This window comes from Brachybacterium saurashtrense (assembly GCF_003355475.1).
Classification (GTDB): Bacteria; Actinomycetota; Actinomycetes; order Actinomycetales; family Dermabacteraceae; genus Brachybacterium; species Brachybacterium saurashtrense.
In genome coordinates this window covers 371,422-396,498 of the sequence record NZ_CP031356.1, presented here as the reverse complement: position 1 = coordinate 396,498, position 25,077 = coordinate 371,422, and the positions used below count along the sequence as shown (strand labels likewise).

Here is a 25,077-nt window from a genome sequence, read left to right as displayed (position 1 = left end):
TCCCCGGGCCGGGGCCGTGCCCGGATCCGCACCGTCGCGCGTCCAGAGACGGCGTCTACGATGAGGGGATGAGTCCACGCTCCCGCAGCCTCGTCCAGCGCGTGCGCGATCACCTCGGCTTCAGCGTCGTCGCGATCGGCGTCCTGTTCGTGCTGCTGCGCCTGGTGGGCGTGCGCTCCACCTTCGCCGGCTTCCTGCTGTCGGTGGGGATCACGCTGGCGCTGAACGTGGGGCTGTCCTACTGGCAGGAGCATCGCGCACGGCACCCGCGGCCCCGGCGCGAGTCGCGCGGCGGCGGGGACATCCGCTTCCGCGAGGACGATCGGGAGTTCGACCCGCGCTCTGCGCAGGACGGCCCGCGCCGCCGCACCCGCGACCTGGACCGCTGAGGCGAGGAGACGTCATGGCCGACTGGAGGACCTACGCGAAGGCCGCTCGCAACACCGCCCGCCGCCAGGCGCCCGAGGCGCGGGACGCGGCGCGTCGGGCCTCGGACCGGGCGGGAGGGTACGTGCGCGCCGCCGGGCGCGCCCTCGACGAGGGGCGACGGGACGACGACCGCCCGCGCCGCCGGTCCGAGGAGGACGAGGAGCGGCCCCGCCGTCGTCCGGAGGACGAGGACCGCCGCGACCGGGAGCCCGCGGCCGACGAGGCGCGCGGCGAGCGCGCGCCGTCGCCGAGCACGCAGACCCGCCGCACCCCGCAGCGGGAGACCGGGCGGCCCCCCACGCGCACCGCCACCGCCGACCGCCCTGCGGTGGACACGGACCGCCTGGTGAAGGACGCCGCCGCCTACTACACGGTGGCGCAGCGCCGGGTCTCGGGGGCGCGCATCGTGCCGCGGGTCCTGCGCGCCCTGCGCGACGCCCTGCTGATCGGCATCTCCCTGGTGGCGATCTGGGCCGTGCTCGCCGCCGCCGGGATCCCGATCCCGTTCACCACGGTGCTGATCGTGGTGGGCGTGATCGTCGCGGCGAGCTTCGGCGCGGGACTGTACGCGCAGTGGAAGCGGAGCCGGGACGCCGTCGAGGCGACCCCGGACCCGGGCGAGCGCTGAGCCCGCACACGGGCTGATCCCTCGGGCGCGCCGGTCCCGCAGGTGGGATGCTCCGGCAGGAGAGCCGGTCCCGCAGGAGGGCTGTCCCGGCGGGAGAGCCGGTCCCGCAGGAGGGCTGCTCCGGCGGGGCGGCTCGCCCCCTCCCCCGGCGCATCGCACGGCCGCACTGCCGCGGCAGGGACCAACGCCACCGCCACGCCACGGGCACCGGACCTACCCTGGAGAGGTCTCTGCTCCCTCCCGACCGGTCGCCCGCCGCCCTGGCCGGGGCGTCGTCCCGAGGTGATCATGCCCTCCGTGTCCCCTTCGTCCGCCCGCCCCGCCGATGCCGGGCCGGCGGCGCTGGACCGCGGGGCCTGGCACCGCCGGGCCTCCCGCCCGATCCTGATGTGGATGGCGGTGCTGATCGTGGTGGTGTTCGTGCACCGCTGGCTGCCGCAGTCGCGCTGGCTGATGGTGCACATGGTGACGCTGGGGATCATCACGACCTCGATCCTGGTGTGGGGGCAGCACGTCACCGAGGCGCTGCTGAAGGTCCGTCTCGGGGAGGAGGCGCGGACACGCCAGCTGCAGCGGATCCGCCTGCTCACCGCGGGCATCGTCGTCACGATCGCGGGGATGCTCCCCTCCTGGCCGTGGCTGGTGGTGCTCGGCGCGCTGATGGTCTCGTCGGCGCTGGTCTGGTACGCGGCGGCGCTCGGCGCGCAGCTGCGGGCCGCGATCGCCGCCCGTTTCCGGTTCACGGTCACCGCCTACATCGCGGCGGCGTCCCTGCTCCCCGTCGGCGCGACGCTCGGTGCGCTCATGGCGTTCGGGCCGGGCGAGCCGTGGCAGGGGCGGCTGCTGCTCGCCCACCAGGTGGTGAACCTGCTCGGCTTCGTGGGGATCACGGTGAGCGGCACTCTGCTGACGCTCTGGCCCACCGTGCTGCGCACGAAGATCGAGCTGGTCGCCGCGCAGCGGGCCGCGAAGGGCCTGCAGGGCATGTTCCTGGCGGTGCTGGGCGCGACGGTCGCCGCGCTGATCGGCTCCGCCCTGCTCGGTGCGGTGCTCGTGCTGATCTACCTCGGCTGCTTCGCCTGGCTCGCCGTGACGCTGGTGCGGCTCGCGCTGCGCTCCGCCCGGCAGGAGCGCAGCACACCGCTGTCGCTGTTCCCGGTCCTCTCGATCGCCGCGGGCGCGGGCTGGTTCGTGCTCGCCGTGATCGCGCTGCTGGTCCTGTGGTGGGGCTCGGCCGATGCACAGCTCGCCTCCTCGCTGGCCGCCGCCGAGGCGCAGCGGCTCACCGTGCCGTTCGTCGCCGGGTTCCTGCTGCAGGTGCTGTTCGGGGCGATGAGCCATCTGCTGCCGGTGAGCCTCCGCGGCGGGCCCCGCTCCACGAAGGCGGCGCTGGAGATGATGAGCCGCGGAGCGGTGGTGCGCGTGGTCGGCTACAACCTCGCCCTAGCGCTGTTCGTGCTGGCCGGGGTCGGGACGACCTGGGCCGACGCGGTGTTCTCCGCGCTCACGCTCGGCACCGCGGAGGTGGCCGGCTTCGGCTCCCTCTCCCGCGTGCTCGTCTCCCTGCTCGCCGTCGCGGTGCTGGTGAGCTTCGTGGTGCTGATGGTCCTGGGGGTGCGGGCCGGGATCCGTCACCGCGGCGTCGCCCTGCCCGCCCCGTCCGGGACGCCCGGCCCCGGCACTCCGGCCGACGGACTCCCCGGCGCCCCGGCTGATGGGCTTCCCGGTGCCCCGTCGGGCGCTGCCGCGGGGTCCCCGGCCGGCGGGTCGGCCGGTGCCCCGCCGGGCGCCCGCTCCCCCGCCGCGGAGAGCTCCCCCGCCCGGGTGCGGGCGCGGGTCGCCGCGGAGGAGCGGCGCATGGACCGGCGCTCCCTCACGGGGGTGCTGCTCGGCGCCGGGTCCGTGCTCGGCGTCACGGCGCTGGGCGGCGCCCTCGATCGTGCAGGCGGCGCCGTCGCCGCCGCGCGCACCGCCGACGGCGGCACCGCGGGCACGGGGAGCGCGGGCACGGTCGCATCCACCGGGGAGACCACCACCCTCGCGGTGAGCATGGCGGACATGCGCTTCACCCCGGACCGGCTCGAGGTCCCCGCCGGGAACGCGCTGGTGGTGGAGCTGCGCAACGACGATCCCCACGAGGTGCACGACCTCGTCCTCGCCACGGGCGCCACCTCCGGCCGCCTGCAGCCGGGGGACGCGATGACGGTCGAGGCCGGCGTGATCACCGAGGACGTCGAGGGCTGGTGCTCGATCGTCGGCCATCGCGCGATGGGCATGGTGCTCACCGTCGTCGCCGTCGGCGCGGCCGCCGCGCCCGCGGGCAGCGGGGACGCCGCACCGGCCGCCGACGAGCTCGCCCCCGTGCGCGCCGACCTCCAGGCGGCCCCCGGCGACACGCACACGGTGAGGGACGCGCGCCTGCCGGAGCCAGCGGGCGCCGAGCAGCGCCTCACCCTCGAGGTGCAGGACCTGCCCGTGGAGATCGCGCCCGGTGTGACGATGGAGGCGATGACCTACGGGGGCACCGTCGTGGGACCGGTGCTTCGCTCGGAGATCGGGGCGCGGCTCACCGTCGACCTCGTCAACCACGGCATGATGGGCCACTCCCTGGACCTGCACGCGGGCCGGGCCGCCCCCGACGAGGTGATGCGCACGATCCCGCCCGGGGAGAGCCTCACCTACGCGATCACCACCGAGCACGCAGGGATCTGGCTCTACCACTGCTCGACGATGCCGATGACGGTGCACCTCTCCGCAGGGATGATCGGCGCGCTGGTGGTGACGCCGGCCGGGCTCGCCCCGGCGGACAGGGAGTACGTGCTGGTCCAGTCCGAGCACTATCTGATCCCCGAGGGCGCGCCCGGGCACGAGGACGCCGTGCACGAGGGCGCCCACCCGGTGAGCACGGCGAAGATCGCGACCGAGCGCCCCGACGTCACGGTCTTCAACGGGCACGCCACCCAGTACGTCCACGCCCCGCTCGAGGCGAGGGTGGGCGAGCGGGTGCGCCTGTGGGTGCTCGCCGCGGGACCCTCCCGCGGGATCTCCTTCCACGTGGTGGGCGGGGTGTTCGACACGGTCTTCAAGGAGGGCGAGTATCTGCTGCGGCCCGAGAACGACACCGCCGGCGGTGCCCAGTCGCTCGACCTCGCCGCCGCGCAGGGCGGGTTCGTGGAGCTCGAGTTCGACGAGCCGGGCACCTACACGGCCGTGAACCACTCCTTCGTGGAGATGGAGCGGGGCGCTCGGGCGCTGATCCGGGTGACCGCCTGAGCGGACCCGCCGCCGGGGCCGCGTCTCCGCGCGCCCCGCGGCCCCGTCCTCGCGGTACCGTCGCCGCATGAGCTCCCCCGCGCCCTCCTCCGGCCTGCACCACCTCGAGCTGTGGACGGCGGACCTCGCCGTCTCCGAGCCGGCCTGGCACTGGCTGATGACCGCTCTGGGGTGGACGGCGGAACGGGTCGACGGCTGGGACCTGGGGCGGATCTGGCGCCACCGCGACGACTCCTACCTGGTGCTCGAGCAGTCCGCGGACGTGCGCGGCACACGGGCGCAGCGGTGCGGCCCCGGCATGAACCACCTGGCCCTGCGCGTCCGCGACCGCGCGCTGCTCGACGAGATCCGCGCGCACGGCCCGGCCCACGGCTGGCGAGAGCTGTTCGCCGAGCGCTACCCGCACGCCGGCGGCGAGGACCACACCGCCTGGTACGGCGAGGACCCCGAGGGCATCGAGGTAGAGCTGGTGGTCACGGGCTGACCGGCGCGCAGAACGTCCTGGCCGGGGCGCTCAGAGCTTCGTGATCGCGGCGTAGCGCAGCACCAGTCGCTTGGTGCCGTGCGGCGCCTTGAACTGCACCTCGATCTGTGTCTTCTCCCCCTGCCCGGCCACCTCGGTGACGGTGCCCATGCCGAAGGAGTCGTGGGTGATCCGGTCCCCCACCGCCAGCTGCGGCAGCTTCTCCACCGGTGTGGCACGTCGGCCGGAGCCCATGCTGGGGCGCTTGACGTCGCTGCGCCCACCGCCGATGCCCCCGCTGAAGGAGGGGCCCCGGCCGCCGCCGGATCCCCCGCCGTAGCCGCCGCCCCCGGCACCGCCCCCGGTCCCGCCGAATCCCGCGCCGCTGAGCGTGGAGCCGGCGCGCGCCACGTCGAGCACGGGCTCGGGCACCTCGTCGAGGAAGCGGCTGGCGGGCATGTACTGGGTCTGACCCCACATCGCCCGCATCTGCGCCCGGGTGAGGTACAGCTTCTCGCGCGCGCGGGTGATGCCCACGTAGGCCAGGCGCCGCTCCTCCTCGAGCTCCTCGGGGTCGCTGAGGGTGCGGTTGTGGGGGAAGGTGCCGTCCTCCATGCCGGTGAGGAACACCACCGGGAACTCGAGCCCCTTGGCGGTGTGCAGCGTCATGAGAGTGACGAACTGGTCCTCCTCCCCCGGGATCTGGTCCGCGTCGGCCACCAGCGAGACCTTCTCCAGGAAGCGGTCCACCAGGGAGGCCTCCGGATCGTCCGGTGCGGTGAGCGCGGCGTCCGGGGCGATGTCCTCGCCGGGCTCGGCGGCGCTGTCGGGCGTCCCCTCGGCCTCCGCGGGTTCCACCTCGGCCCCGGCGGGCTCGTCCTCCTCGGCCTCGCTCGCCACGGCGTCCGCCTCCTCCACCTGGGCCTCGAACTCGGCGGCCACGCTGATCAGCTCGGCGAGGTTCTCCAGGCGGGACTCGTCCTGCGGGTCGTCGCTGCCCTGCAGCTCGGCGTAGTAGCCGGAGCGCTGCAGGATCGCCTCCAAAAGGTCCGCCGGGCCGGTGCCCTGGGCGGCGAGCTCCTGCAGGTCCTCGAGCATCGCCACGAAGGTGCGCACCGCGTTCAGCGAGCGGGTGGCGATGCCGGGCGCCTCCTCCGCACGGCGCAGCGCCTCGCCGAAGCCGATCCGCTCACGCTCGGCGAGCATCGCGATCACGGCCTCGGCCCGGTCGCCGATGCCGCGCTTGGGGACGTTGAGGATGCGGCGGAGGTTGATCTCGTCCGCAGGGTTGGTGAGCACCTGCAGGTACGCGATCGCGTCCTTGATCTCCCGCCGCTCGTAGAAGCGCGTGCCGCCCACCACCCGGTAGGGCAGGCCCACCCGGATCAGCTGGTCCTCCAGCGCGCGGGACTGGGCGTTGGCGCGGTAGAAGATCGCGATGTCGCCGGCGCGGCGGCCGTCGTCGACCAGCGCGTCGATCTGCCGGCCGATGTAGCGGGCCTCCTCCCGCTCGTCGTCCGCCACGTACAGGGTGATCCGCTCGCCGGCGCCCTGGTCGGTCCACAGATTCTTCTTGCGCCGCCCCTCGTTCTCCTCGATCACGGCGTTCGCGGCGGTGAGGATGTTCTGGGTGGAGCGGTAGTTCTGCTCCAGCACGATGGTGCGGGCGGAGGGGAAGTCCTGCTCGAACTCGATGATGTTGCGGATGGTGGCGCCGCGGAAGGCGTAGATCGACTGGTCGGAGTCGCCCACCACGGTGAGGGAGGCGTGGGGGTCGTCCCCCACCAGCTCGCGGACCAGCTGGTACTGGGCGGTGTTGGTGTCCTGGTACTCGTCCACCAGCAGGTGGCGGAAGCGGCGCCGATACCCCTCGCGCAGCGCCGGGTTCTCCCGCAGCAGCGTGACGGTGAGGCCGATGAGGTCGTCGAAGTCCACCGCGTTGGCCTGGCGGAGCCGCTCGGTGTAGTTCGTGTAGATCGTCGCGAGCGTGCGCTCGAAGGGGTTCTTCGCGCTCTCGGCCTGGTCGGCGAAGTCGACCGGGTCCACCAGGTCGTTCTTCAGGGTGGAGATCCGCGAGGCGAGGGCGCGGGGCGCGTGCTTCTTGGTGTCGAGCTGGAGGTCCTTGCAGATCGTGGTGAGCAGGCGCAGGGAGTCCTGGCTGTCGTAGATGGTGAAGGAGCTCTTGAGCCCGGCCGCGGCGGCGTCGCGGCGCAGGATCCGCACGCACGCGCTGTGGAAGGTGGAGACCCACATGCTCCGCGCCACGGGCCCCACCAGCTCGCCCACCCGCTCGCGCATCTCGGCGGCGGCCTTGTTGGTGAAGGTGATCGCGAGGATCTCGCCGGGCATCGCCTCCCCGCTGCGCAGCAGGTGCGCGATGCGACGGGTGAGAACGCGGGTCTTGCCGGACCCGGCGCCCGCGACGATCAGCAGCGGGCTGCCCCGATGCTCCACCGCCTCGCGCTGGGCGGGGTTGAGGCCGTCGGTGAGCTCGACGAGGCCGGGTGCGGCGGCGACGGGGTGCGCACCGGCCGGTGCCCAGGGCTCCGCCACGGGGGCCGGCGGGGGCGGCGCGATGGCGGCCTCCGCCTCGAGGAGGTCTCCCGCGGCCTCGGGGTCCGGCGCCTCGTCCTCGCCGGGCGGCACGTCCTCGTCCCGGGGCGGGGCCTCGTCCTCGCGGGGCGGTACGTCCTCGTCCCGGAGGGACGCGCCCTGGGGCGGTGCAGGGGTCACCGACACCCCGTCAAGGCGGCGGAAGGCGTCGGGCAGCGAGAGGTCGTCGAAGAGTGAGCTCATGAGGGTTCCAGGATAGGCAGGGACCCGACAGCCCGCAGGCTGTCGGGTCCGGGTGGGGACGGCGCCGCGGAGAACAGGCGCGGGAGAGGTGGGGGACGCCTCAGACGAGCACGGCCACGAAGACGTTCACCACGATCGCGGCGGGCACGCCGAACCACACGGCCGAGGGGGTCTCGGGGCCCTTCTTCTGCGCGAGGTAGCCCAGCACCAGCGCCACCAGGCCCACCACGAGCTTGAGGCCCAGCTTCATGTGGTTCGCATCGCCCGCGATGGAGACCAGCGCCGCGAGGACGACGCCGAGCACGACCGCACCGGCGAGGGCGTGGGCCATGCCGGGGTTGGGCCGGCGCGTACGGGCGGCGGCCACCCAGGTCCCGAGGGCCACGGCCCAGCAGATCAGATGCAGCGCGACGAGGACGGAGATCAGGACGCTCATGCCTCCGATGCTACGTGGCCTCGCTGGGAGGATCCGCCCCCCTGCGTGACACAATCGCCGCATGTCAGCGGCACCCGACGACACCCCCGAGTCCCCGCACAGCCCCCCGTCCACGCACAGCGCCCCCTCCCCGCACAGCGCGTCCGCCCGCGAGGGCGATGCCGCCGCGCTGGCGGGGTCCGGGGCGCCCGGGCTCCCCGTCGGGGCGCTGGCCGAGCTGCAGGAGGAGCTGGAGGCCGAGCGCCCTCCCCGCCTCGGCGCCCGTCGCCTGGTGACCGGGCTGCTCTCCGCCGCGCTGGTGATCGTGCTGCTGGCCGTGGCCCTGCCCTGGGCGACCGGCGCGAGCTGGGCGGAGATCCTGGACGCTCTGCGCGCGCTGCCGGTGTGGGCGGTGCCGGCGATGGTGCTGCTGGGGGCCGGTGCGCTGGCGCTCGAGGCGTTGACGGTGCGCGCCGCCCTGCCGGGCGCCTCCTACGGCCGCGCCCTGATGAGCCATGCCGCGGCCTCCGGCACCGCTCTCGCCGTGCCCGGCGGCACCACCCTGGGCCTGGGGCTGATGGGGTGGATCCTGCGCCGCGGCGGCCTCGCTGTCCCGGTGATCCTCACCGGCATCATCGCGGCGTCCCTGGTCGAGATGGTGCTCACCTCGGTGCTGATCCCCCTGGTGGGTCTGGCCTCCTACGCGCTGAGCCCGGTGCTGTCCCCCGCCTCCCTCACGCTGCCGGGCACGCTGTGGGCGGCACTGGCCACCGTGCTCGGCGCCGTGCTCGCCCTCGCGCTCACCGCGGTGCTGCTGCGACGTCCGGTGCTGGCGGCCCTGCTGCGCCAGGCCGGGAGCTCGCTCCCCGAGCACGTCGCCGACACGATCCTCGCCCAACGGGACGCGCTGGTGGCGATGCTCCGCTCCCGCCACCTGGCGCTCATCGCCCCGACCGCGGCGGCGCGGCTCCTGCAGTGGGGCGCCCTGGTGCTCGCCGCGCAGGCGGTGGGCGCGCAGGTGCCGCTGCTGCTCACGGTCGCGGTCTTCGCCCTGGGCCGGCTGCTCTCCCTGGTGCCGCTGACGCCCGGCGGCGCCGGGATCGCCGAGACCGTCGGCGCCGCGGCATTGGTGGCGCTGGGCGTCGCCGCCGCGGAGGCCGCGGCCGCGATGCTGCTCCTGCTGGTGGCGATGCTGCTGGTCCCTCTGCTGGCGGGGGCGCTCGCGAGCGTCGCCGCGTTCACGCTCGCGCCGCGTCAGTCGGCCTCGTCGTAGGCGGGGGTGTCCACACCCAGGGTGTGCGAGGGATGGGCGAGGAGCCCCTCCGCAGCCGCCGGCCGCAGCGGATAGCCGCCGATGCTGGCGCCCTGCACCGTGCCCACGAAGGCGGCGACGTCCTCCACATGGCGGTGGGCCTCGTCGCCCCTGCCCAGGAACCCGGCTCCGGCGTAGCCGCCCAGGCGGCGACCCACGCTGCGCTCCGCGGCGACCGCGGCCGCGTCGATCTGCCGGGCCCCGGTGCGCAGCCCCTTCGCGATCCGTCCCAGCTCGGGGTACTCCGCACCGTTCCACCGGGCCCGGAGCGTCTCCCCCGCATGCCGGACGGCGGAGTCCTCCGCGCCCGAGAGGTCCACGAGTCCGCGGGCGAGGCGCAGACGGAGCAGGGTGAGGCGATCCGCGCCGCGGCGCATCCGTGCCGCCTGCTCGCGCATCGCCCGGGGGTCGGAGGTCATCGGCACGCCCCTTCCCTCCTGGTGCCGGTGGATGCCCGGGTCACGTCCCGCGGTGTCCCGGCTCCTCCATACTAGGCGGCGCCGGGAACGAGTCGTCCAGCCAGTCGTCGAGCGCTCGCAGCGCCCGGTCGCGGGCATCCGCATCGGAGAGGAAGACGTCGTGCCGGGCGCCGGGGACCGCCTCGATCCTCACCTGCGGCCCCAACCGCTCCGCGGCGGCGACCAGGGAGCGCACGTCCAGCACCGTGTCGGCACGACGCATCCGGTCGTCGAAGCGGGCGCCGATCCGGCTGCGGTCGGAGTGCAGCACCAGCACGGGCAGCGGGAGCGGGCCGGCGGCGGCCAGACGCCGCTGCCCGTCGAGGATCGCGCTCAGCGTCACCGCGGGGAACGGATGCCCGGTGGGCGGCTTCAGGGTGAGGTCGTAGTCGTAGTCGCCGCCGAAGTCGCGATGGGTGGAGCGGGCGTGGTGCGTGCTCCCGGACGGGAGGATCGGCCGTTCCCGCAGCTGCTGGGCGAGCAGCCGCACCGGCACCTCGGCGAGCATGCGGGCCACCGGCCCGAGGTGCATCTCGAGCCACGGCGAGTTCAGGGCCAGCCCGCGCACCGTCCCGGGCCGGCGCTGCGCCCACAGCGCGGCGGTGAGGCCGCCGGTGGAGTGCGCCAGCAGCACGGGCGGCCGGTCGCGGCCGATGCGGTGCAGCGCGGCGTCGATCTCCGCGTCGTAGCGGCTGAGGTGGTCGATCTCCGTGGCGGTCTGGCCCGGAAGCAGGCTGCGCCCGTACTTGCGCAGGTCCAGGCCCCACACGTCGTGTCCGCGGCCTCCCAGGTGCTCCATCAGCCCACGGTCCAGCACGTAGTCCGACCAGCCGTGCATCAGCAGGATCGGGGGCCGGTGGTCCATCGGGGCGGGCGCGGCGACCCGGTGCACGAGCGTGGCGACCAGCGGGCCCTCGGCGTCGGAGCCCAGGGCGATCTGGTGGGCCTCGTACCCCTCGCCGAGCAGCCGGTCCGCGCTCACCCGTCCTGGGTGCTGTCCCGGAGCAGGTCGACCACCTCGTCGCGCCGGTATCGCCGGTGTCCGCCCAGGGTGCGCATGTAGGAGAGCTTGCCCGCCTGCGCCCACCGCGTCACCGTCTTGGGGTCGACGTGGAACATCCGCGCGACCTCGGCGGGCGTCAGCAGCTCGGCGGCGTCATCGTCGCCCGCGGAGGAGCCCTCCGTGGATGCGTTCATGGGGTGGTGGACCTTTCACTGCTGGCATCGTCGGGCCCGCCTCTCCCAGGGGAGCATCGGGCACCGAGCTACACACTAGCGGGTAACTCACTCGGCCCGGCAATCGACGCACCCGATCGGTCGGAGGATCGTGCTGGTGGGGCGGGTGCCGACCGCGGGCGCACCGCGCCCGGACGGGATGTCCGGCACGTCTCACCCCTCGGAGTTCGCCGGACCGCGGGGCGCTCATGTACCCTGAGCACACGAAACTAATGCCATCTTCCGGGCCCACAAGAATGCCCGGCAGCCGACGCACAGGGGGTCAGATCCATGGGTCGCGGCCGACAGAAAGCCAAGCACACCAAGGTGGCTCGGGACCTCAAGTACTACAGCCCGCCGACCGACCTCACGGCACTGCAGCGCGAACTGCAGTCCCAGCGGAGCGAGACCTCCTCCGCCGACGGGGACGACTGGGCCGAGGACAGCGACGACTGGGCCGACGAGGACGCTCCGTCCGCGCATCGCCGCTGAGGCCGTACCGGCACGCGCCGGCGACCACCGCACCACCGCACGAGGGCCGACCCGATGGGTCGGCCCTCGTGGTGTGTGCGGGGCATCCGCTCAGGCCCAGCCGGGGTGCTGACCGGCGAGCAGCACCGCGCCGCCGTCGACGCCCTTGGCTCCCGTGATCACCTGCTCGAGGGGCGCACCGGGCTCGGGCAGGGACTCCTCGGGGACCACCTCGCCGATCGCCCGTGCGCCGAGTCCGCGCTCGGCGAGCACGGCGAGCACGGCGTCCGCCTGCTCGGCGGCGACCACGGCCACCATCCCGATGCCCATGTTCAGCGTGCCCTCGAGGTCCAGCTGCGGCACCGAGCCCCAGCGGGCCACCTGCGAGAACACGGCGCCCGGCTCCCACCGGGAGCGGTCCAAGCGGGCGGCGAGGCCGCGCGGCATCACCCGGGCCAGGTTCGCGGCGAGCCCGCCGCCGGTGACATGGCTGAGGGCGTGCACCGCCCCGTCGGTGCGCCGGTCCTCCAGCACGGCGAGCAGATCCGCGGTGTAGATCCGGGTGGGCTCGAGGATCTCCTCGCCCAGGCTGCGGCCGAAGTCCTCGACATGCGTGTCGAGGGAGACGCTGGCCGCCGCGATCACAGCGCGCACCAGCGAGTACCCGTTGGAGTGCAGACCGGAGGAGTCCATCCCGATCACCACGTCCCCGGCGGCGACCCGCTCGGGCCCCAGCAGGCGGTCGGCCTCGACCACGCCCACGGCGGCGCCCGCCACGTCGTAGTCCTCCGGCGCCATCAGGCCGGGATGCTCGGCCGTCTCGCCGCCCACCAGGGCGCACTCCGCCATCCGGCAGCCCTCGGCGATGCCGCGCACGATGTCCGCGATGCGCTCGGGCACCACGGCGCCGCAGGCGATGTAGTCGGTCATCGCCAGCGGCCGGGCGCCGACGACGATGATGTCGTCGACCACCATGCCCACCAGGTCGCGCCCGATGGTGTCGTGGATGTCGAGCGCGCGGGCGATCGCGATCTTGGTGCCGACGCCGTCGGTCGAGGAGGCCAGCAGCGGGCGCCGGTACTCCTTCAGGGCGCTGACGTCGACGAGGCCGGCGAAGGCGCCGATCCCGCCGAGCACCTGCGGGCCGTGCGTGGCGGCGACCGCCTCCTTCATCAGCTCGACGGCGCGGTCTCCGGCGGCGGTGTCCACGCCGGACTCGGCGTAGGTGAGCGCGTCGGGGCGGGGGGAGGTGCTGTTCATGAGTCCTTCTCGGCGGTGGCGGGCTCGGGCTCGCGAGCCTGGACGATGCCCTGCTGGCGGGCGACGGGCTCGGGCAGGGTGACGGGGTACTTCCCGGAGAAGCAGGCGGTGCACAGCCGCTCCTCGGGCTGACCGCTCGCCGCGATCATGCCCTCCTCGGAGATGTAGCCCAGCGAGTCCGCGCCCACGGAGCGGGCGATCTCCTCGATGCCCAGACCGTTGGCGATCAGCTCGGCGCGGGAGGCGAAGTCGATGCCGTAGAAGCAGGGCCAGCGCACCGGCGGCGAGGAGATCCGCACGTGCACCTCCGCCGCGCCGGCCTCGCGCAGCATCCGCACCACGGCGCGCTGGGTGTTGCCGCGCACGATCGAGTCGTCGATCACCACCAGGCGCTTGCCGGCGATCACCTCGCGCAGCGGGTTGAGCTTGAGGCGGATGCCGAGCTGGCGGATGGTCTGGCTGGGCTGGATGAAGGTGCGGCCCACATAGGCGTTCTTCACCATCCCCTGGCCGTAGGGGATGCCGGACTCCTGGGCGTAGCCGATCGCCGCGGGCGTGCCGGACTCGGGGGTGGGGATCACCAGATCCGCGTCGACGGGGTGCTCGCGGGCCAGCTGGCGGCCCATCTCGGCGCGGGACTCGTTCACGCTGCGCCCGGCGATGCGGGTGTCGGGGCGGGCGAGGTACACGTACTCGAACACGCAGCCCTTGGGCTGCGGCGGGAGCACCTGCTCGCTGTGCAGGCCCTGCTCGTCGACGATGATCATCTCGCCGGGAGCGACCTCGCGCACGAAGCTGGCGCCGCAGATGTCCAGCGCGGCGGTCTCGGAGGCGACCACCCAGCCGCGCTCCAGCCGGCCCAGCACCAGCGGCCGGATCCCCTGCGGGTCCCGTGCCGCGTACAGCGTGGTCTCGTCCATCAGGGTGAAGCAGTAAGCGCCGCGCAGACGCGGCATCAGGTCGCGCAGACCGTCCTCGAGCGACCCCTCGGTGTTCAGCAGCGCCGTCACCAGGGCGGTGTCGGTGGTGTTGCCGCGGGCGAGCTCCCCGGAGCGGGGGGTGCCGTGGCGCTCGGCGATCAGCGCCTGGAGCTCCTCGGTATTGACCAGGTTGCCGTTGTGGGCCAGCGCCACGGTGCCCTCGGGGCGGGGCCCCAGGGTGGGCTGCGCGTTGGACCAGACGGATCCGCCGGTGGTCGCGTAGCGGGTGTGGCCGATGGCGATGTGGCCGTGGAGCGCGCCCAGGGAGGCCTCGTCGAACACCTGGGAGACCAGGCCCATGTCCTTGTAGACCATGATCTGGGAGCCGTCGCTCGCGGCGATGCCCGCGGACTCCTGCCCGCGGTGCTGCAGGGCGTAGAGCCCGTAATAGGTCAGCTTCGCGACATCCTCGCCGGGCGCGAAGACGCCGAAGACGCCGCAGGAGTCCTGCGGCCCCTTCTCCCCGGGGAGCAGGTCATGGGAGAGTTTTCCGTCGCCGCGTGCCACCGCACCATAGTGCCACAGCCCGCGGCGATCACGGCGCGCGGTCCGGGGGCGGACGGCGGGCGGCGCGGGCTCAGCGCCGGGGGCCGCGGTCGCGGTGCCGCAGCGCGTCCACCAGGGCGGCGAGCGCCGCCAGCGGCAGGCCCACCACCACGGCGGCGACGAGGGCGAAGCTCACCACGCCGCCGAGATCGGTGAAGTCGAACAGCGGCGCGACGAGCAGCGCCGCCACGGCGGGCACCGCGAGCGCGAGCACGACCCAGAGGCCCAACGTGGGGGTGCGTCCGCGGCGCACGTAGACGGTGGTGCCGGTGTCCTCCGGCGCCTCGGCGGAGGTGCCGTCAGCACCGTCGGGGCGCTCGGCGCCGTCGGGGCTGTCGGGGCTGTCGGGGCTCTCGGCGGTGTCGGGGTTCTCGGCGGTGTCGAGGTTCTCGGGGGTGTCGGGGTTCTCGGTGTCGTTCACGGTGCTCACAGTTCTCCAGCGGCGTCGACCGTCGCGGCGACGATCGCCGGATCGGTGCGGGTGGCGGGGGCGCCGTCCTCCACCGGGGCTCCGGGGCGGCGGCGGGCGGACAGGTGGACGGCGCCGACCCCGCCGCGGCGCGCCAGCTCGCCGACGTCGACGGGGCGCACCCCTCCCCCGGCGCAGATCTCGAGCAGGTCCTCGGCGGCCTCGACCATCGCGGCGAGGTCCTCGGCGCCGTCGAGCGAGCGGGCGGCGCCCCCGGAGCTGAGCACCCGGTGCATGCCGAGGCGGAGCGCGGTCTGCACCGCCTCCGCCCGACGGGCACGGTCCGGGAGGGCGTCCACGGCGCGGTGCAGGGTGAGGGTGACGCCGCGCATCACGGCGCTGCCGGCGGTGAGGGCGCCGTCGCGGATCGTCTCCAGCGCGGGCACGTCCAGCAGGCCGTCCTCGTCCAGCGCGCCGATCACCACCCCGGCGGCGCCGGCCGTCACGGACTCCTCCGCCTGGCGGGCCATCAGCGCGATCTCGTCGGCGCGGTAGGCGAACTCCGCGGGCCGGTCCAGGAAGTCGCCGTGCTCGGCGCGGCAGCGGATCAGCACGTGCACGTCGAAGTGTGGCCTCGCCTCCTGCGCGGCGACGAGGGCCGCGGCGCGGTCTGTGCAGGCCTCCACCAGGGCCGGGGGCGGGGTGAGTCCCCCGCGGTCGAGGTCGGTGCACAGCTCCACGCGGTCCGCGCCGGCGCGGGCGGCGACCTCGAGGCCGGCGAGGTCCTCCACGGCGATCTCCACGGCGATGCTCATCGCGTCTCCTGCTCCCGTGCGGTGCGGCACACGCGGCGCGGTCCCGGCAGCGGCAGCAGCGCGGCGAGGTCGCTGCGCTCCCCGCTGGCGTGCACCCGGCCCTCGGAGGCAGCGGCCTCCCAGGTCAGGTCGCCGGCGACCAGCGCGAGCCAGGTGGCGGCGTCGGTCTCGACCACCGCGGGCGGGGTGCCGCGGGTGTGCCGGGTGCCGGCGATCGCCTGGACGGCGGCGTACGGCGGGACGCGCAGCTCCACGGCGCCGCCGGGGTGCTCCTCGGCGAACATCTCCAGGGTGTGGCGGACGGCGGGGGCGAGCACGGCGCGCCGGGCCGCCTCGGGGGCGACGGCCCAGGCGGAGAGCGCTCGGCGGCCCGCCTCGGGATCGGTGCGGCGGGTCGTCACGTCAGGCGGACGCCTCGGGCAGCAGGTCGTGGACGGCGATGGTGTCCGCCCGATCGGGGCCCACGCCGATCGCGCTGATCCGGCACTCGGCGAGCTCCTCGAGGCGCTTCACGTAGGCGCGCGCGTTCTCGGGGAGCTCCTCGAAGGTCCGCGCCTGCGAGAGGTCCTCGCTCCAGCCGGGCAGGGTCTCATAGACCGGGGTGGCGTGGTGGAACTCCGTCTGGGTCATCGGCATCTCGCGGTGGAGCACGCCGTCCACGTCGTAGCCGGTGCAGATCGGCACCTCGTCGATGCCGGTGAGCACGTCGAGCTTGGTGAGCACGATGTCGGTGAAGCCGTTGATGCGCACCGCGTGGCGGATCATCAGCGCGTCGTACCAGCCGCAGCGGCGGGGGCGGCCGGTGTTCACGCCCACCTCGCCGCCGGTGGTCTGCAGGTACTCGCCCCACTTGTCCTCGAGCTCGGTGGGGAACGGCCCGGCGCCCACGCGGGTGGTGTAAGCCTTCACGATCCCGATCACGCGGTCGATCCGGGTGGGGCCGATGCCGGTGCCGGTGCAGGCGCCGCCCGCGGTGGGGTTGGAGCTGGTGACGAACGGGTAGGTGCCGTGGTCCACGTCCAGGAAGGTGGCCTGGCCGCCCTCCATCAGCACCACCTCGTCCCGGTCCAGGGCGGTGTTCAGCAGCAGGGTGGTGTCCACCACCATCGGGCGCAGCCGCTCCGCGTAGGAGAGCAGCTCCTCGACGATCTCCTCGACCTCGACGGCGCGACGGTTGTAGAGCTTGACCAGCAGCTCGTTCTTCTGCCGCAGCGCCCCCTCGATCTTCTGGCGCAGGATCGAGGCGTCGAAGAGGTCCTGCACCCGGATGCCCAGGCGCCCGATCTTGTCCATGTAGGCGGGGCCGATGCCGCGACCGGTGGTGCCGATCGCGCGCTTGCCGAGGAAGCGCTCGGTGACCTTGTCGAGGGTCTGGTGGTAGGGGGCCACCACGTGGGCGTTGGCGCTGATCCGCAGGCGCGAGGTGTCCACGCCGCGGGAGGAGAGCATCTCGATCTCCTCGAACAGCGCCTCCAGGTTGACCACCACGCCGTTGCCGATCACCGGGGTGACCTGCGGGGAGAGGATCCCGGCGGGAAGGAGCTTGAGCTCGAACTTCTCGCCGTCCACCACCACCGTGTGCCCGGCGTTGTTGCCGCCGTTGGGCTTGACGACGTAGTCGACCCGCTCGCCGAGCAGATCGGTGGCCTTGCCCTTCCCCTCGTCGCCCCACTGGGCTCCGACGATCACGACGGCGGGCATGGCGACTCCTGGGGGCGGGGCGGGACTTCCTGACACATGGCCGGGTGCGGTGCGACCGGCCGCGAGGATCCTACCAAGCGGGGCCGGGCGCCTTCTGCACGGCGACGGCGCCCGGGCGCCGCTCAGCCCAGCAGGGTCGGATCGGCCTCGCGCAGGAAGTCGGTGACCCGGTCGGCCTCGGCCTCGTCGCCCAGGCGGCGGGAGGTCTCACCCAGCATCGCCAGCGCCCGCAGGAAGCCGCGGTTGGGGGCGTGGGCGGCGGGGATCGGCCCCTGACCGCGCCAGCCCGCGCGCCGCAGCGCGTCCAGCCCGCGGTGGTAGCCGGTGCGGGCGAAGGCGTAGGCGGCGATCGCGTCGCCGTCGCTGAGCGCGTCCTGCGCCAGCGTGGCCCAGGCGAGCGGCGAGTCGAGGTGGCGGGAGGCGACCTCGCGCGGGTCCCCGTCCTCGAGCTCCTCGGCGACCTGCACGTCCACGAAGTCGTCCGGCAGGCGGGTCTCGGGAATGCCCAGGAGATTCCCGCTGGTGAGGTTATCGGTACGATCAGCCATGACAGCATCGTAGGCGGTGTCGCCCGATGACCCCATGACCAGATTGATTCCTTCATGTCACAGACCCAGGACGGCTCCGAGCTCCTCACCGGGCCCGGCGCGGGCGGACTGCTCCGCTCGGCCGTCGGCAACTCGGGCGGGGTGCTGCACAGCTGGCAGCTGGATCACGTCGACCACCGCCCGGGACGCAGCACGAAGGCGCTGTACCGCACCCAGGTCTCCTGGCCGGAGCTGGACGGCCCTCAGGCGCCCGCCCGCGAGGAGCTGTTCGGGGCCAGCGCCCACATCGGGGAGCGCGAGAAGAATCTCCACGTGGCCGAGCAGACCCTGGTGATGACCGACGGCGACATCAACGTGCGCGTGTGGCGCTACCCCCATGACCCGTGGCTGCCGATGCTGCCGCAGGTGTGCTACCCGGACATCGTGGGCCGCACCCTCCATGACCTGGGCGTGCACATCGGCGCCGACCCGACGCAGCCGATCTCGATCGACGTGGTCTCGTACCGGCCCGGCCGCCGCGCCGTGCTGCGCGCCGCGCAGGGCGAGGGGGCGGTGTACCTCAAGGTGATGCAGCCCCACCGCAGCGGCGAGATCGTGGACCGCCACGAGCGCCTGCTGGCCGCCGGGGTGCCGGTGCCGCAGGTGATCGCCCACCACGACGGCCTGGTGGTGCTCGCGGAGCTGCCGGGCCGTCCGCTGGCCCGCGCGGTGATCGACGAGGGCGTGGACTCCTGCCGGGCGGAGGATCTGGTGGCGCTGCTGGACCGCCTGCCCGCCTCGATGTACTCGCTGCCGCTGCGCCCGCCCTGGACGGACTCCGTGGAGTTCTACGCCGGGATCGTGGCCTCTTCCGTCCCCTCGCTGGGCCCCCGGCTGGACGCCCTGGTGGCCTCGATCCGCGACGGACTGACCGCCCTGGAGCAGCGCATGGACATGCGCCCGCACGACGTGGTGCACGGCGACTTCTACGAGGCGCAGGTGTTCGTGCAGGACGGCAAGGTGGTGGGCCTGCTCGACATCGACACCGTGGGCCCCGGCCGCCGGGCCGACGACCTCGCCTGCCTGCTGGCCCATCTCAGCGTGCTCGCCGACTACGGCAACGCCGGCCGCATCGACCGCGCGATGCAGGCGCGGGTGGAGGAGGCGATCCGCACCTGGCTCGTCACCTTCGAGCACCGCGTGGACCCCACCGAGCTCGCTCTGCGCGCCGCCGGGGTGGTGCTCTCCCTGGCCACCGGGCCGCATCGCCAGCAGGAGGCCGCCTGGGAGGCCGCCACCGAGGCGATCGTGCGGGTGGCGGAGGAATGGGCCACCGCGGCCCGGCACGCGGAGCGCCGCCGCCACGCGCAGGCGGGGTCCGGGCACGGCGGGCCGGCCCCCGCACCGCCCGCGGCCCCCGGCCCGTCGGCGCCGTCGGGCGGGCATCGGCCGTCCGGACCGTCGGCGCCCGCACCGCCCGCGGGCCGAGGATCCATCGCCCCCGCCCCGGGGTCGGCCGCGCCGGTGCAGCAGTCCGCGCCGCCGCAGCGCTCCGCCCCGTCGCAGGCGCCGCCGCAGCACACCGCGCCCCAGGAGCAGACCGCACCGCCGCAGCACACGGCACCCCCGCAGCACACCGCACCGCCGGAGCACACGGCACCGCCGGCGTCGGACGGGGGCCGCGGCGAGCATGGCGACGACTCCCCCACCCAGGAGCGGGCGATCCCCACGATCCGCCCCGAGTGAGAGGTCCCCGCGCGCAGGAGCGCCCACCGCCGGTGTGCCACCATCGGGGGCATGCGTGCAGTGCTCCAGCGGGTCGACGGTGCTCAGGTCGAGGTGGACGGCGAGGTGGTGGGCGCCGTCGAGGGCGAGGGCCTGCTGGCCCTGGTGGGCGTGACCCACGAGGACGGCCCGGAGCAGGTCGCCGTGATCGCCCGCAAGATCTGCGAGCTGCGGATCCTGGAGGGTGAGCGCTCGGTGCTGGAGACCGGGGCGCAGGTGCTGGTGGTCTCCCAGTTCACGCTCTACGGCGACGCCAGGAAGGGCCGCCGCCCCTCATGGAGCGCCGCCGCGCCGGGGCCCGTCGCCGAGCCCCTGGTGGAGCAGGTGGTGGAGGCGCTCCGGGAGCGCGGGGTCACCGTAGGCACCGGCCGCTTCGGTGCGCACATGCGGGTGGGGATGACCGGGGACGGCCCGGTGACGATCCTGCTCGAGGCCTGATCCCCGCGCTCCGCGCCGCCGGCCCCGCGAGGCGCCGCGTGGGGCGCCGCGCAGCGCCGGGCGCTCCTCGCCCGTCCACGCCCTCCCGCGACGGCGGCTCAGCGGCGCAGCAGGCGGTCCAGCTGCGGGACGGTCGCCACGAACGGCAGCCCGGCCCGCCGCTCGGCCTCCCCGCCGTAGCCCCAGCCCACCAGCACCGCCTCGAGGCCGTGGGCCGCCGCCCCGTCGGCGTCGTGCAGGCGGTCCCCCACCATCACCGCGCCGCCTGCCGCGGTGACGCCCAGGCGCTCCAGCACGGAGCCGATCACCTGGGCCTTGTGGGTGCGGCCGGTGCTCGCGTCGGTGCCGCCCACCAGATCGAGGGAGGCGATCAGGCCCTGGTGCTCGAGCACGCTCACCGCCGTGGTCTCGGGCTTGTTCGTGGCGACCGCTACGGTGCGGCCCTCGGCGCGCAGAGCGGCGATGAGCGCGGTCATCCCCTCGTAGGGGACGCTGAGCCGGTAGCCGTGGGCGAGGTAGTGCTCGGTGTAAGCCAGGCGCATCGCCTCCGCGCGCTCCTCGCTCATCCCCAGCTCGGTGCGGAAGGAGTCCACCAGCGGCGGACCGATGAAGGACTGCAGGCGCTCGCGCCCGGGATGCTCCTCCCCGGTGGCGGCGAAGGCGTGGTCGAGGGCGGCGAGGATCCCGGGCGCGGACTCCACCACGGTGCCGTCGAGGTCGAGCAGGATCACGGGGGCGTGCGCGAGAGCGCCGTCGGCGAGGGAGGTCATCCCCCGGAGCGTAGCGGCGGCGGGCTCCGCGCCGCCGGGCCGCCCGCGCGGCGGTGAGCAGGACATGCACGCCGGGAGCGGCCCGCGTACGCTGGCCCCATGACCTACACACTCGTGCTGCTCCGCCACGGCGAGAGCGACTGGAACGCGAAGAACCTGTTCACCGGCTGGGTGGACGTGCACCTCACCGAGAAGGGCCGCCAGGAGGCCGTCGAGGGCGGCGACCTGCTCAAGGAGGCGGGGATCCTGCCCGACGTGGTCCACACCTCGCTGCAGCGCCGCGCCATCATGACCGCGAACCTCGCCCTGGACGCCGCCGACCGCCACTGGATCCCGGTGAAGCGCGACTGGCGCCTCAACGAGCGCCACTACGGCGCCCTGCAGGGCATGGACAAGGCGGAGATCCGCTCGACGTACGGCGAGGAGCAGTTCATGGCCTGGCGCCGCTCCTACGACACCCCGCCGCCGGAGATCGAGTTCGGCTCCGAGTTCTCGCAGGACCAGGATCCGCAGTACGCGGACCTCGGCGACCAGCTGCCGAAGTCCGAGTGCCTCAAGGACGTGGTGGAGCGCTTCCTGCCGTACTGGGAGGAGGGCATCAAGCCCGACCTCGCCGCCGGGAAGACCGTGCTCATCGCCGCCCACGGCAACTCGCTGCGGGCGCTGGTGAAGTACCTCGACGGCATCTCCGACGAGGAGATCTCCGGGCTGAACATCCCCACCGGCCAGCCGCTCGTGTATGAGCTGGACGAGGACTTCCAGCCCGTCGAGAAGGGCGGCCGCTACCTCGACCCGGTCGCCGCGAAGGCCGCCGCCGAGGCGGTCGCCAAGCAGGGCACGAAGTGAGCTGAGCGCCCCGCGCGCCGACGGCGTCCCCACCGCACGGTGGGGACGCCGTCGTCATGTGGGGCCTCGTCGCCCGGGGCGCGCGTCCCTCGGGCTCAGCGGCGCCGGCGGGTGCCGAACAGCGAGCGGGTGATCTCGCGGCCGAGCACCGTGCCGGCCGAGCGCAGGAAGCTCTTCACGGCCGGATTGTCGAAGAAGCCCTCCTCGTCCTTCGCGGAGCGGGAGGAATGCGAGGTGCTCCCGGCGCCGCCGGAGGTCGCCGCGGCCCTGCGCTTCTCCGCCTTCTCCGCCTCCTCCACGGCCTGCGCGTCCTTCTCGGCGCGCGCGGCGAGGATCTCGTAGGCGGACTCGTTGTCCACCGCGGTGCCGTACTCGGCCATCAGCGGCGACGCGGCCGCGGCGTCCTTGATCACCTGCTCCCCGGCGGGCTCCATCGAGCTCTCCGGGGCGCGCACCGCGGTGACCGCCACCGGGGTGGGGGCGCCGTCCTCGCTCATCACGGTGACGATCGCCTCGCCCGTGCCCAGCGCCGGGATCACCTCCACCAGGTCGTGCTCGGAGGTGGGGAAGGTGGAGGCGGTGGCCCGCAGGGCCTTGGCGTCGTCCGGGGTGAAGGCGCGCAGGGCGTGCTGGACCCGGTTGCCCAGCTGGGCGAGGACGTCCCCAGGGATGTCCTTCGGGGTCTGGGTGATGAAGAAGACCCCCACGCCCTTGGAGCGGATCAGGCGCACCGTCTGCACCACCTGGTCCAGGAACGCGTCCGAGGCGTCCTTGAACAGCAGGTGCGCCTCGTCGAGGAAGAACACCAGCTTCGGCACCTCGGCGTCGCCCACCTCGGGAAGGTCCTGGTAGAGCTCCGCCAGCATCCACATCATGAAGGTGGAGAACAGTGCGGGCCGGGTGGCGACCCCCGGCAGCTCGAGGCAGGAGATGATGCCGGTGCCGTCCTCCGCCCGGCGCAGCAGCTGCGCGGGGTCGAAGGCGGGCTCGCCGAAGAAGACGTCCGCCCCGGAGGCCTCGAAGGCGGTGAGGCTGCGCAGGATCACGCCCGCGGTGGCGGTGGAGATGCCGCCGATGCCCTTCAGCTCGCTCCTGCCCTCCTCGGAGGTGAGGAACTGGATCAGGGCGCGGAGGTCCTTGAGGTCCAGCAGCGCCAGGCCGTGGGAGTCCGCGTAGTGGAAGATCAGGCCCAGGGACGACTCCTGGGTCTCGTTGAGCTCGAGCACCTTGGACAGCAGCACCGGGCCGAAGTCGCTCACGGTGGTGCGGATCGGCACGCCCTCGCCCTGCCCGCCCAGGGTGAAGAACTCCGTGGGGGCGGCGCGGGAGACCCACTCCTGGCCGCGGGTGGCGGCACGGGCGGTGAGCGTCGACGAGGCCGGGCCGGGCACGGCGATGCCGGAGAGATCGCCCTTCATGTCCGCGACGAACACGGCGGCGCCGGCGTGCGCGGCCTGCTCGGCGATCACCTGCAGGGTGCGGGTCTTACCGGTGCCGGTGGCGCCCGCGATGAGACCGTGACGGTTCAGCATGCCCACCGCGAGGTTCACCGCCACCGCGGGGTTCGGCTCCTCCCCCTCGAGCAGGGCGCCCAGGTGGATGCGTGCGCCTTCGAACGCGTAGGCCTCCGAGATCGCGGCGACCTCCGCGCTGATCTCCCCGCCGCCGGTGCCGGCGGCGCTCTGGTCCGTGGTGCTCATGCTCTGACTCCTCCTGCGTCGGCGCAGGCCTACAGGTGCGGGATCTCGACCCTGGAATCGTAGCGGCCCCGCCGCGCGGGCCGAGGCCGTGCCGAGCGGCGCGGGAGCCGTCCGGCGGGGTGGGCCGGTGCCGCGCGGGCGAGGCAGTAGCGTGCAGCCATGACCGATCGTCGCCGCCCGCCGCACGAGACCCTCGGCGCCCCGCCCCGGGCCGTGCGCGCCACCGCCCCGCTCACCGCCGACCAGGTGCGGGTGATGCTCACCGCCCCGTCGTTCCCCGGGCTGCTGGAGCGGCTCGGGATCACCGGGGAGGACGCCGACGAGCTCGCGCCGCTCGCCAGCGCGGTCGCCGCCGACGACGCCCTGCGGGGCGAGGTCACCGCGATCGCGGATGCCCTGCGGCGCGAGGCGGGACTCGAGACGGAGGCTCTCGACCTCGCCGCGCGCGCGGAGCACCTGAACGCCCTGCAGCAGCGGCTCGCTCCCGGGGAGGGGCTGCTGGCGATCCTCGCCTTCACGGTCTCCACCTCGACGGTGCGCGCCTGGCACGCCGCGCGCGGACTCGACGAGGAGCTCTCCTGGCACGTGCTCGCCGATCTGGGCCAGCAGATGCGGGTGCACCGCCGCGCCACGGGGCGACTGGGCCTGCACCAGCTGAACTGGGTGAGCGGCAACTGGGCCGGCCGCCTGGTGCACCTGGGGAGGCTGCAGTTCGACCTCGGTCGGCGCCCCGTGCCCCTGCTGGAGCGGGGCGAGCACCCCGCCCCGGAGGCCGCGCCGCAGCGCTGGGTGATCGGCACCCACATCCCCGCCAGCGGACCGCTCGACCCGACCGCCGTGGAGCAGTCCCTCGAGGCGGCGACCGCCTACTTCACCGCGCACTACGCCGACCTCGGGGAGGGGCGCGACGCACGCGACCCCGCCTTCGGGCACGAGTTCACCTGCGATTCCTGGCTGCTGAACGACGCCTTCGCCGAGATCACGGGCCCGGAGTCGAACCTGGCCCGCTTCGCGGCGCGCTGGGAGCTGCTGGCGAGCGATCAGGACGGCGCCGACGGGGCGCTGTTCTTCGTGTTCGGCCTGCGCCCGCCCGTGGACCCCGCGACGCTGCCGCGGCGCACCCGCCTGGAGACGGCCCTCGCCGAGCGGCTGGCCGACGGGCGCGGCTGGAGCACCGGCACCGGGCGCCTGGTGCGCTGACCTCCCCGCGGGGACTGCTCAGAAGGGCAGATCGCCCTCGTCGTACCGGTCGAGCACCTCATCGTAGGCGGCGGGCAGGTCGAGACCGCGAGCCATCGAGACCGCGAACGCGGTGCGGGTCACGGCGAAGCCGAGCTGCACCGCGAGCATGGCCCGCTCCTTCGCTTCCTCCCCGTCGAGCAGCTCCGTCAGCACCTCCACCATCTCGGTCTGCACCGTGAGCAGGGTGCCGGTGGAGAGCGAGTGGAGCCGCGGCTCCTTGGCCATGATCTCCTTCTTCAGCTCCCGCAGGCCCACGTCCGCGGGGGCGAGGGCGATCGCCTCGCGCAGCACGCTGCGCAGCGCCTGCCGCGGCCCCTCCTCCTCGGCGCGGCGCCGCAGCGACTCGGCGATCTCGCCGTCGCGCGTGCTGTGCACCCCGATGATCGCGGACTCCTTGGTGGTCCAGTGGTTGAAGAAGGTGCGGGTGGAGACCCCGGCGCGCTGCGCGATGGCCTCGACGGTGACGCCGCTCAGCCCGTGCTCGTTGACGAGCTCGAGGGCGGCGCGGTGCATCGCGAGGCGGGACTGGCGCTTCTTGCGTTCGCGCAGCCCCAGGGTCTGATCGGACTCGGCGGTCTCTTCGGTCACGCCCCCCATG

25 protein-coding genes are annotated in these 25,077 nt (G+C 74.3%); 10 read left to right on the top strand and 15 right to left on the bottom strand.

Annotated elements, in window-relative coordinates; genetic code table 11:
* Window positions 1-68: 68 nt before the first annotated feature.
* The 4 genes from DWV08_RS01800 to DWV08_RS01785 all read left to right on the top strand — a co-directional run bounded on the left by DWV08_RS01800 (window position 69) and on the right by DWV08_RS01785 (window position 4,814).
* Window positions 69-389 (top strand): hypothetical protein, encoded by a 321-nt coding sequence (locus tag DWV08_RS01800; protein WP_241237284.1) that lies wholly within the window; start codon window positions 69-71, stop codon window positions 387-389.
* 14 nt (window positions 390-403) lie between these two features.
* Window positions 404-1,057, top strand: a complete 654-nt coding sequence (locus DWV08_RS01795) for a hypothetical protein (RefSeq protein ID WP_115412232.1) — start codon at window positions 404-406, stop codon at window positions 1,055-1,057.
* Window positions 1,058-1,345: 288 nt separating this feature from the next.
* Window positions 1,346-4,330: a multicopper oxidase domain-containing protein gene (locus DWV08_RS01790; protein WP_115412231.1), complete on the top strand. Its 2,985-nt coding sequence runs from the start codon at window positions 1,346-1,348 to the stop codon at window positions 4,328-4,330.
* Between the two features lie 67 nt (window positions 4,331-4,397).
* Complete coding sequence (locus DWV08_RS01785; protein WP_115412230.1) at window positions 4,398-4,814, top strand: VOC family protein; 417 nt, start codon at window positions 4,398-4,400, stop codon at window positions 4,812-4,814.
* 30 nt (window positions 4,815-4,844) lie between these two features.
* Here the strand turns inward: DWV08_RS01785 and DWV08_RS01780 are convergent, their stop codons facing one another.
* Both DWV08_RS01780 and DWV08_RS01775 read right to left on the bottom strand, forming a co-directional pair.
* Entirely contained in the window at window positions 4,845-7,589 is a 2,745-nt protein-coding gene (locus DWV08_RS01780) for a UvrD-helicase domain-containing protein (protein ID WP_115412229.1), read from the bottom strand.
* Between the two features lie 100 nt (window positions 7,590-7,689).
* Window positions 7,690-8,025 (bottom strand): hypothetical protein, encoded by a 336-nt coding sequence (locus DWV08_RS01775; RefSeq protein ID WP_115412228.1) that lies wholly within the window; start codon window positions 8,023-8,025, stop codon window positions 7,690-7,692.
* Window positions 8,026-8,086: 61 nt separating this feature from the next.
* On the opposite strand from DWV08_RS01775, the gene DWV08_RS01765 reads away from it, so the two are divergent.
* Window positions 8,087-9,277, top strand: a complete 1,191-nt coding sequence (locus DWV08_RS01765; RefSeq protein ID WP_164740384.1) for a lysylphosphatidylglycerol synthase domain-containing protein — start codon at window positions 8,087-8,089, stop codon at window positions 9,275-9,277.
* Here the strand turns inward: DWV08_RS01765 and DWV08_RS01760 are convergent.
* From DWV08_RS01760 to DWV08_RS01750, 3 genes are read right to left on the bottom strand one after another with little or no spacing between them, the layout of a single operon-like run.
* On the bottom strand, window positions 9,259-9,735 hold the full coding sequence (locus DWV08_RS01760) for a hypothetical protein (RefSeq protein WP_115412226.1): 477 nt from the start codon (window positions 9,733-9,735) through the stop codon (window positions 9,259-9,261). The genes DWV08_RS01765 and DWV08_RS01760 overlap by 19 nt on opposite strands.
* Before the next feature lie 40 nt (window positions 9,736-9,775).
* Window positions 9,776-10,756 (bottom strand): alpha/beta hydrolase, encoded by a 981-nt coding sequence (locus DWV08_RS01755; RefSeq protein WP_115412225.1) that lies wholly within the window; start codon window positions 10,754-10,756, stop codon window positions 9,776-9,778.
* Entirely contained in the window at window positions 10,753-10,971 is a 219-nt protein-coding gene (locus DWV08_RS01750; protein WP_115412224.1) for a BldC family transcriptional regulator, read from the bottom strand. Before DWV08_RS01750 ends, DWV08_RS01755 begins: the two co-directional genes overlap by 4 nt.
* 309 nt (window positions 10,972-11,280) lie before the next feature.
* Here DWV08_RS01750 and DWV08_RS01745 point away from each other — a divergent pair, with 309 nt between their 5' ends.
* Window positions 11,281-11,481 (top strand): DUF3073 domain-containing protein, encoded by a 201-nt coding sequence (locus tag DWV08_RS01745; protein ID WP_115412223.1) that lies wholly within the window; start codon window positions 11,281-11,283, stop codon window positions 11,479-11,481.
* A 90-nt stretch (window positions 11,482-11,571) separates the two neighbouring features.
* On the opposite strand, the gene purM is transcribed toward DWV08_RS01745, so the two are convergent.
* From purM to DWV08_RS01715, 7 genes are all read right to left on the bottom strand, one after another.
* The gene (gene purM / locus DWV08_RS01740) at window positions 11,572-12,720 is read right to left on the bottom strand and encodes a phosphoribosylformylglycinamidine cyclo-ligase (RefSeq protein WP_115412222.1); all 1,149 of its coding nucleotides are present in this window, start codon (window positions 12,718-12,720) and stop codon (window positions 11,572-11,574) included.
* Window positions 12,717-14,207 (bottom strand): amidophosphoribosyltransferase, encoded by a 1,491-nt coding sequence (purF, locus tag DWV08_RS01735; protein WP_115412221.1) that lies wholly within the window; start codon window positions 14,205-14,207, stop codon window positions 12,717-12,719. The genes purM and purF overlap by 4 nt, the downstream gene beginning before the upstream one ends.
* Window positions 14,208-14,277: 70 nt before the next feature.
* Entirely contained in the window at window positions 14,278-14,676 is a 399-nt protein-coding gene (locus tag DWV08_RS16690) for a hypothetical protein (protein ID WP_127097491.1), read from the bottom strand.
* On the bottom strand, window positions 14,673-15,470 hold the full coding sequence (locus DWV08_RS01730; RefSeq protein WP_115412220.1) for a copper homeostasis protein CutC: 798 nt from the start codon (window positions 15,468-15,470) through the stop codon (window positions 14,673-14,675). Before DWV08_RS01730 ends, DWV08_RS16690 begins: the two co-directional genes overlap by 4 nt.
* Window positions 15,467-15,871, bottom strand: coding sequence for a sterol carrier family protein (locus DWV08_RS01725; RefSeq protein WP_115412219.1), 405 nt, complete (start codon window positions 15,869-15,871; stop codon window positions 15,467-15,469). The genes DWV08_RS01730 and DWV08_RS01725 overlap by 4 nt, the downstream gene beginning before the upstream one ends.
* Before the next feature lies 1 nt (window position 15,872).
* Window positions 15,873-17,171, bottom strand: coding sequence for an adenylosuccinate synthase (locus DWV08_RS01720; RefSeq protein ID WP_115412218.1), 1,299 nt, complete (start codon window positions 17,169-17,171; stop codon window positions 15,873-15,875).
* A gap of 122 nt (window positions 17,172-17,293) precedes the next feature.
* Window positions 17,294-17,719: a DUF3151 domain-containing protein gene (locus DWV08_RS01715; RefSeq protein ID WP_115412217.1), complete on the bottom strand. Its 426-nt coding sequence runs from the start codon at window positions 17,717-17,719 to the stop codon at window positions 17,294-17,296.
* 54 nt (window positions 17,720-17,773) lie between these two features.
* Here DWV08_RS01715 and DWV08_RS01710 point away from each other — a divergent pair, with 54 nt between their 5' ends.
* Both DWV08_RS01710 and dtd read left to right on the top strand, forming a co-directional pair.
* A complete protein-coding gene (locus tag DWV08_RS01710; RefSeq protein WP_115412216.1) occupies window positions 17,774-19,444 on the top strand; it encodes a phosphotransferase in 1,671 nt (556 codons plus the stop codon).
* Window positions 19,445-19,495: 51 nt separating this feature from the next.
* On the top strand, window positions 19,496-19,921 hold the full coding sequence (dtd, locus tag DWV08_RS01705) for a D-aminoacyl-tRNA deacylase (protein WP_115412215.1): 426 nt from the start codon (window positions 19,496-19,498) through the stop codon (window positions 19,919-19,921).
* A 98-nt stretch (window positions 19,922-20,019) separates the two neighbouring features.
* On the opposite strand, the gene DWV08_RS01700 is transcribed toward dtd, so the two are convergent.
* Window positions 20,020-20,691: an HAD hydrolase-like protein gene (locus DWV08_RS01700; protein ID WP_115412214.1), complete on the bottom strand. Its 672-nt coding sequence runs from the start codon at window positions 20,689-20,691 to the stop codon at window positions 20,020-20,022.
* A 99-nt stretch (window positions 20,692-20,790) separates the two neighbouring features.
* Between DWV08_RS01700 and DWV08_RS01695 the strand changes: the two genes are divergently transcribed.
* The gene (locus tag DWV08_RS01695) at window positions 20,791-21,537 is read left to right on the top strand and encodes a phosphoglyceromutase (protein WP_115412213.1); all 747 of its coding nucleotides are present in this window, start codon (window positions 20,791-20,793) and stop codon (window positions 21,535-21,537) included.
* Between the two features lie 95 nt (window positions 21,538-21,632).
* Here the strand turns inward: DWV08_RS01695 and DWV08_RS01690 are convergent, their stop codons facing one another.
* Window positions 21,633-23,237 carry a helicase HerA-like domain-containing protein gene (locus DWV08_RS01690; protein WP_115412212.1) on the bottom strand — a complete coding sequence of 535 codons (1,605 nt, stop codon included), beginning with the start codon at window positions 23,235-23,237 and terminating at the stop codon, window positions 21,633-21,635.
* Between the two features lie 159 nt (window positions 23,238-23,396).
* Between DWV08_RS01690 and DWV08_RS01685 the strand changes: the two genes are divergently transcribed.
* A complete protein-coding gene (locus DWV08_RS01685; protein WP_115412211.1) occupies window positions 23,397-24,437 on the top strand; it encodes an acyltransferase domain-containing protein in 1,041 nt (346 codons plus the stop codon).
* An 18-nt stretch (window positions 24,438-24,455) separates the two neighbouring features.
* On the opposite strand, the gene DWV08_RS01680 is transcribed toward DWV08_RS01685, so the two are convergent.
* Window positions 24,456-25,067 carry a TetR/AcrR family transcriptional regulator gene (locus DWV08_RS01680; RefSeq protein ID WP_241237283.1) on the bottom strand — a complete coding sequence of 204 codons (612 nt, stop codon included), beginning with the start codon at window positions 25,065-25,067 and terminating at the stop codon, window positions 24,456-24,458.
* Between the last annotated feature and the right edge of the window lie 10 nt (window positions 25,068-25,077).

Coding starts and splice junctions, on each gene's coding strand:
- DWV08_RS01800 (WP_241237284.1), top strand. CDS start 69: ATGAGTCCACGCTCCCGCAGCCTCGTCCAGCGCGTGCGCGATCACCTC.
- DWV08_RS01795 (WP_115412232.1), top strand. CDS start 404: ATGGCCGACTGGAGGACCTACGCGAAGGCCGCTCGCAACACCGCCCGC.
- DWV08_RS01790 (WP_115412231.1), top strand. CDS start 1,346: ATGCCCTCCGTGTCCCCTTCGTCCGCCCGCCCCGCCGATGCCGGGCCG.
- DWV08_RS01785 (WP_115412230.1), top strand. CDS start 4,398: ATGAGCTCCCCCGCGCCCTCCTCCGGCCTGCACCACCTCGAGCTGTGG.
- DWV08_RS01780 (WP_115412229.1), bottom strand. CDS start 7,589: ATGAGCTCACTCTTCGACGACCTCTCGCTGCCCGACGCCTTCCGCCGC.
- DWV08_RS01775 (WP_115412228.1), bottom strand. CDS start 8,025: ATGAGCGTCCTGATCTCCGTCCTCGTCGCGCTGCATCTGATCTGCTGG.
- DWV08_RS01765 (WP_164740384.1), top strand. CDS start 8,087: ATGTCAGCGGCACCCGACGACACCCCCGAGTCCCCGCACAGCCCCCCG.
- DWV08_RS01760 (WP_115412226.1), bottom strand. CDS start 9,735: ATGACCTCCGACCCCCGGGCGATGCGCGAGCAGGCGGCACGGATGCGC.
- DWV08_RS01750 (WP_115412224.1), bottom strand. CDS start 10,971: ATGAACGCATCCACGGAGGGCTCCTCCGCGGGCGACGATGACGCCGCC.
- DWV08_RS01745 (WP_115412223.1), top strand. CDS start 11,281: ATGGGTCGCGGCCGACAGAAAGCCAAGCACACCAAGGTGGCTCGGGAC.
- purM (WP_115412222.1), bottom strand. CDS start 12,720: ATGAACAGCACCTCCCCCCGCCCCGACGCGCTCACCTACGCCGAGTCC.
- DWV08_RS01730 (WP_115412220.1), bottom strand. CDS start 15,470: ATGAGCATCGCCGTGGAGATCGCCGTGGAGGACCTCGCCGGCCTCGAG.
- DWV08_RS01720 (WP_115412218.1), bottom strand. CDS start 17,171: ATGCCCGCCGTCGTGATCGTCGGAGCCCAGTGGGGCGACGAGGGGAAG.
- DWV08_RS01715 (WP_115412217.1), bottom strand. CDS start 17,719: ATGGCTGATCGTACCGATAACCTCACCAGCGGGAATCTCCTGGGCATT.
- DWV08_RS01710 (WP_115412216.1), top strand. CDS start 17,774: ATGTCACAGACCCAGGACGGCTCCGAGCTCCTCACCGGGCCCGGCGCG.
- dtd (WP_115412215.1), top strand. CDS start 19,496: ATGCGTGCAGTGCTCCAGCGGGTCGACGGTGCTCAGGTCGAGGTGGAC.
- DWV08_RS01700 (WP_115412214.1), bottom strand. CDS start 20,691: ATGACCTCCCTCGCCGACGGCGCTCTCGCGCACGCCCCCGTGATCCTG.
- DWV08_RS01695 (WP_115412213.1), top strand. CDS start 20,791: ATGACCTACACACTCGTGCTGCTCCGCCACGGCGAGAGCGACTGGAAC.
- DWV08_RS01690 (WP_115412212.1), bottom strand. CDS start 23,237: ATGAGCACCACGGACCAGAGCGCCGCCGGCACCGGCGGCGGGGAGATC.
- DWV08_RS01685 (WP_115412211.1), top strand. CDS start 23,397: ATGACCGATCGTCGCCGCCCGCCGCACGAGACCCTCGGCGCCCCGCCC.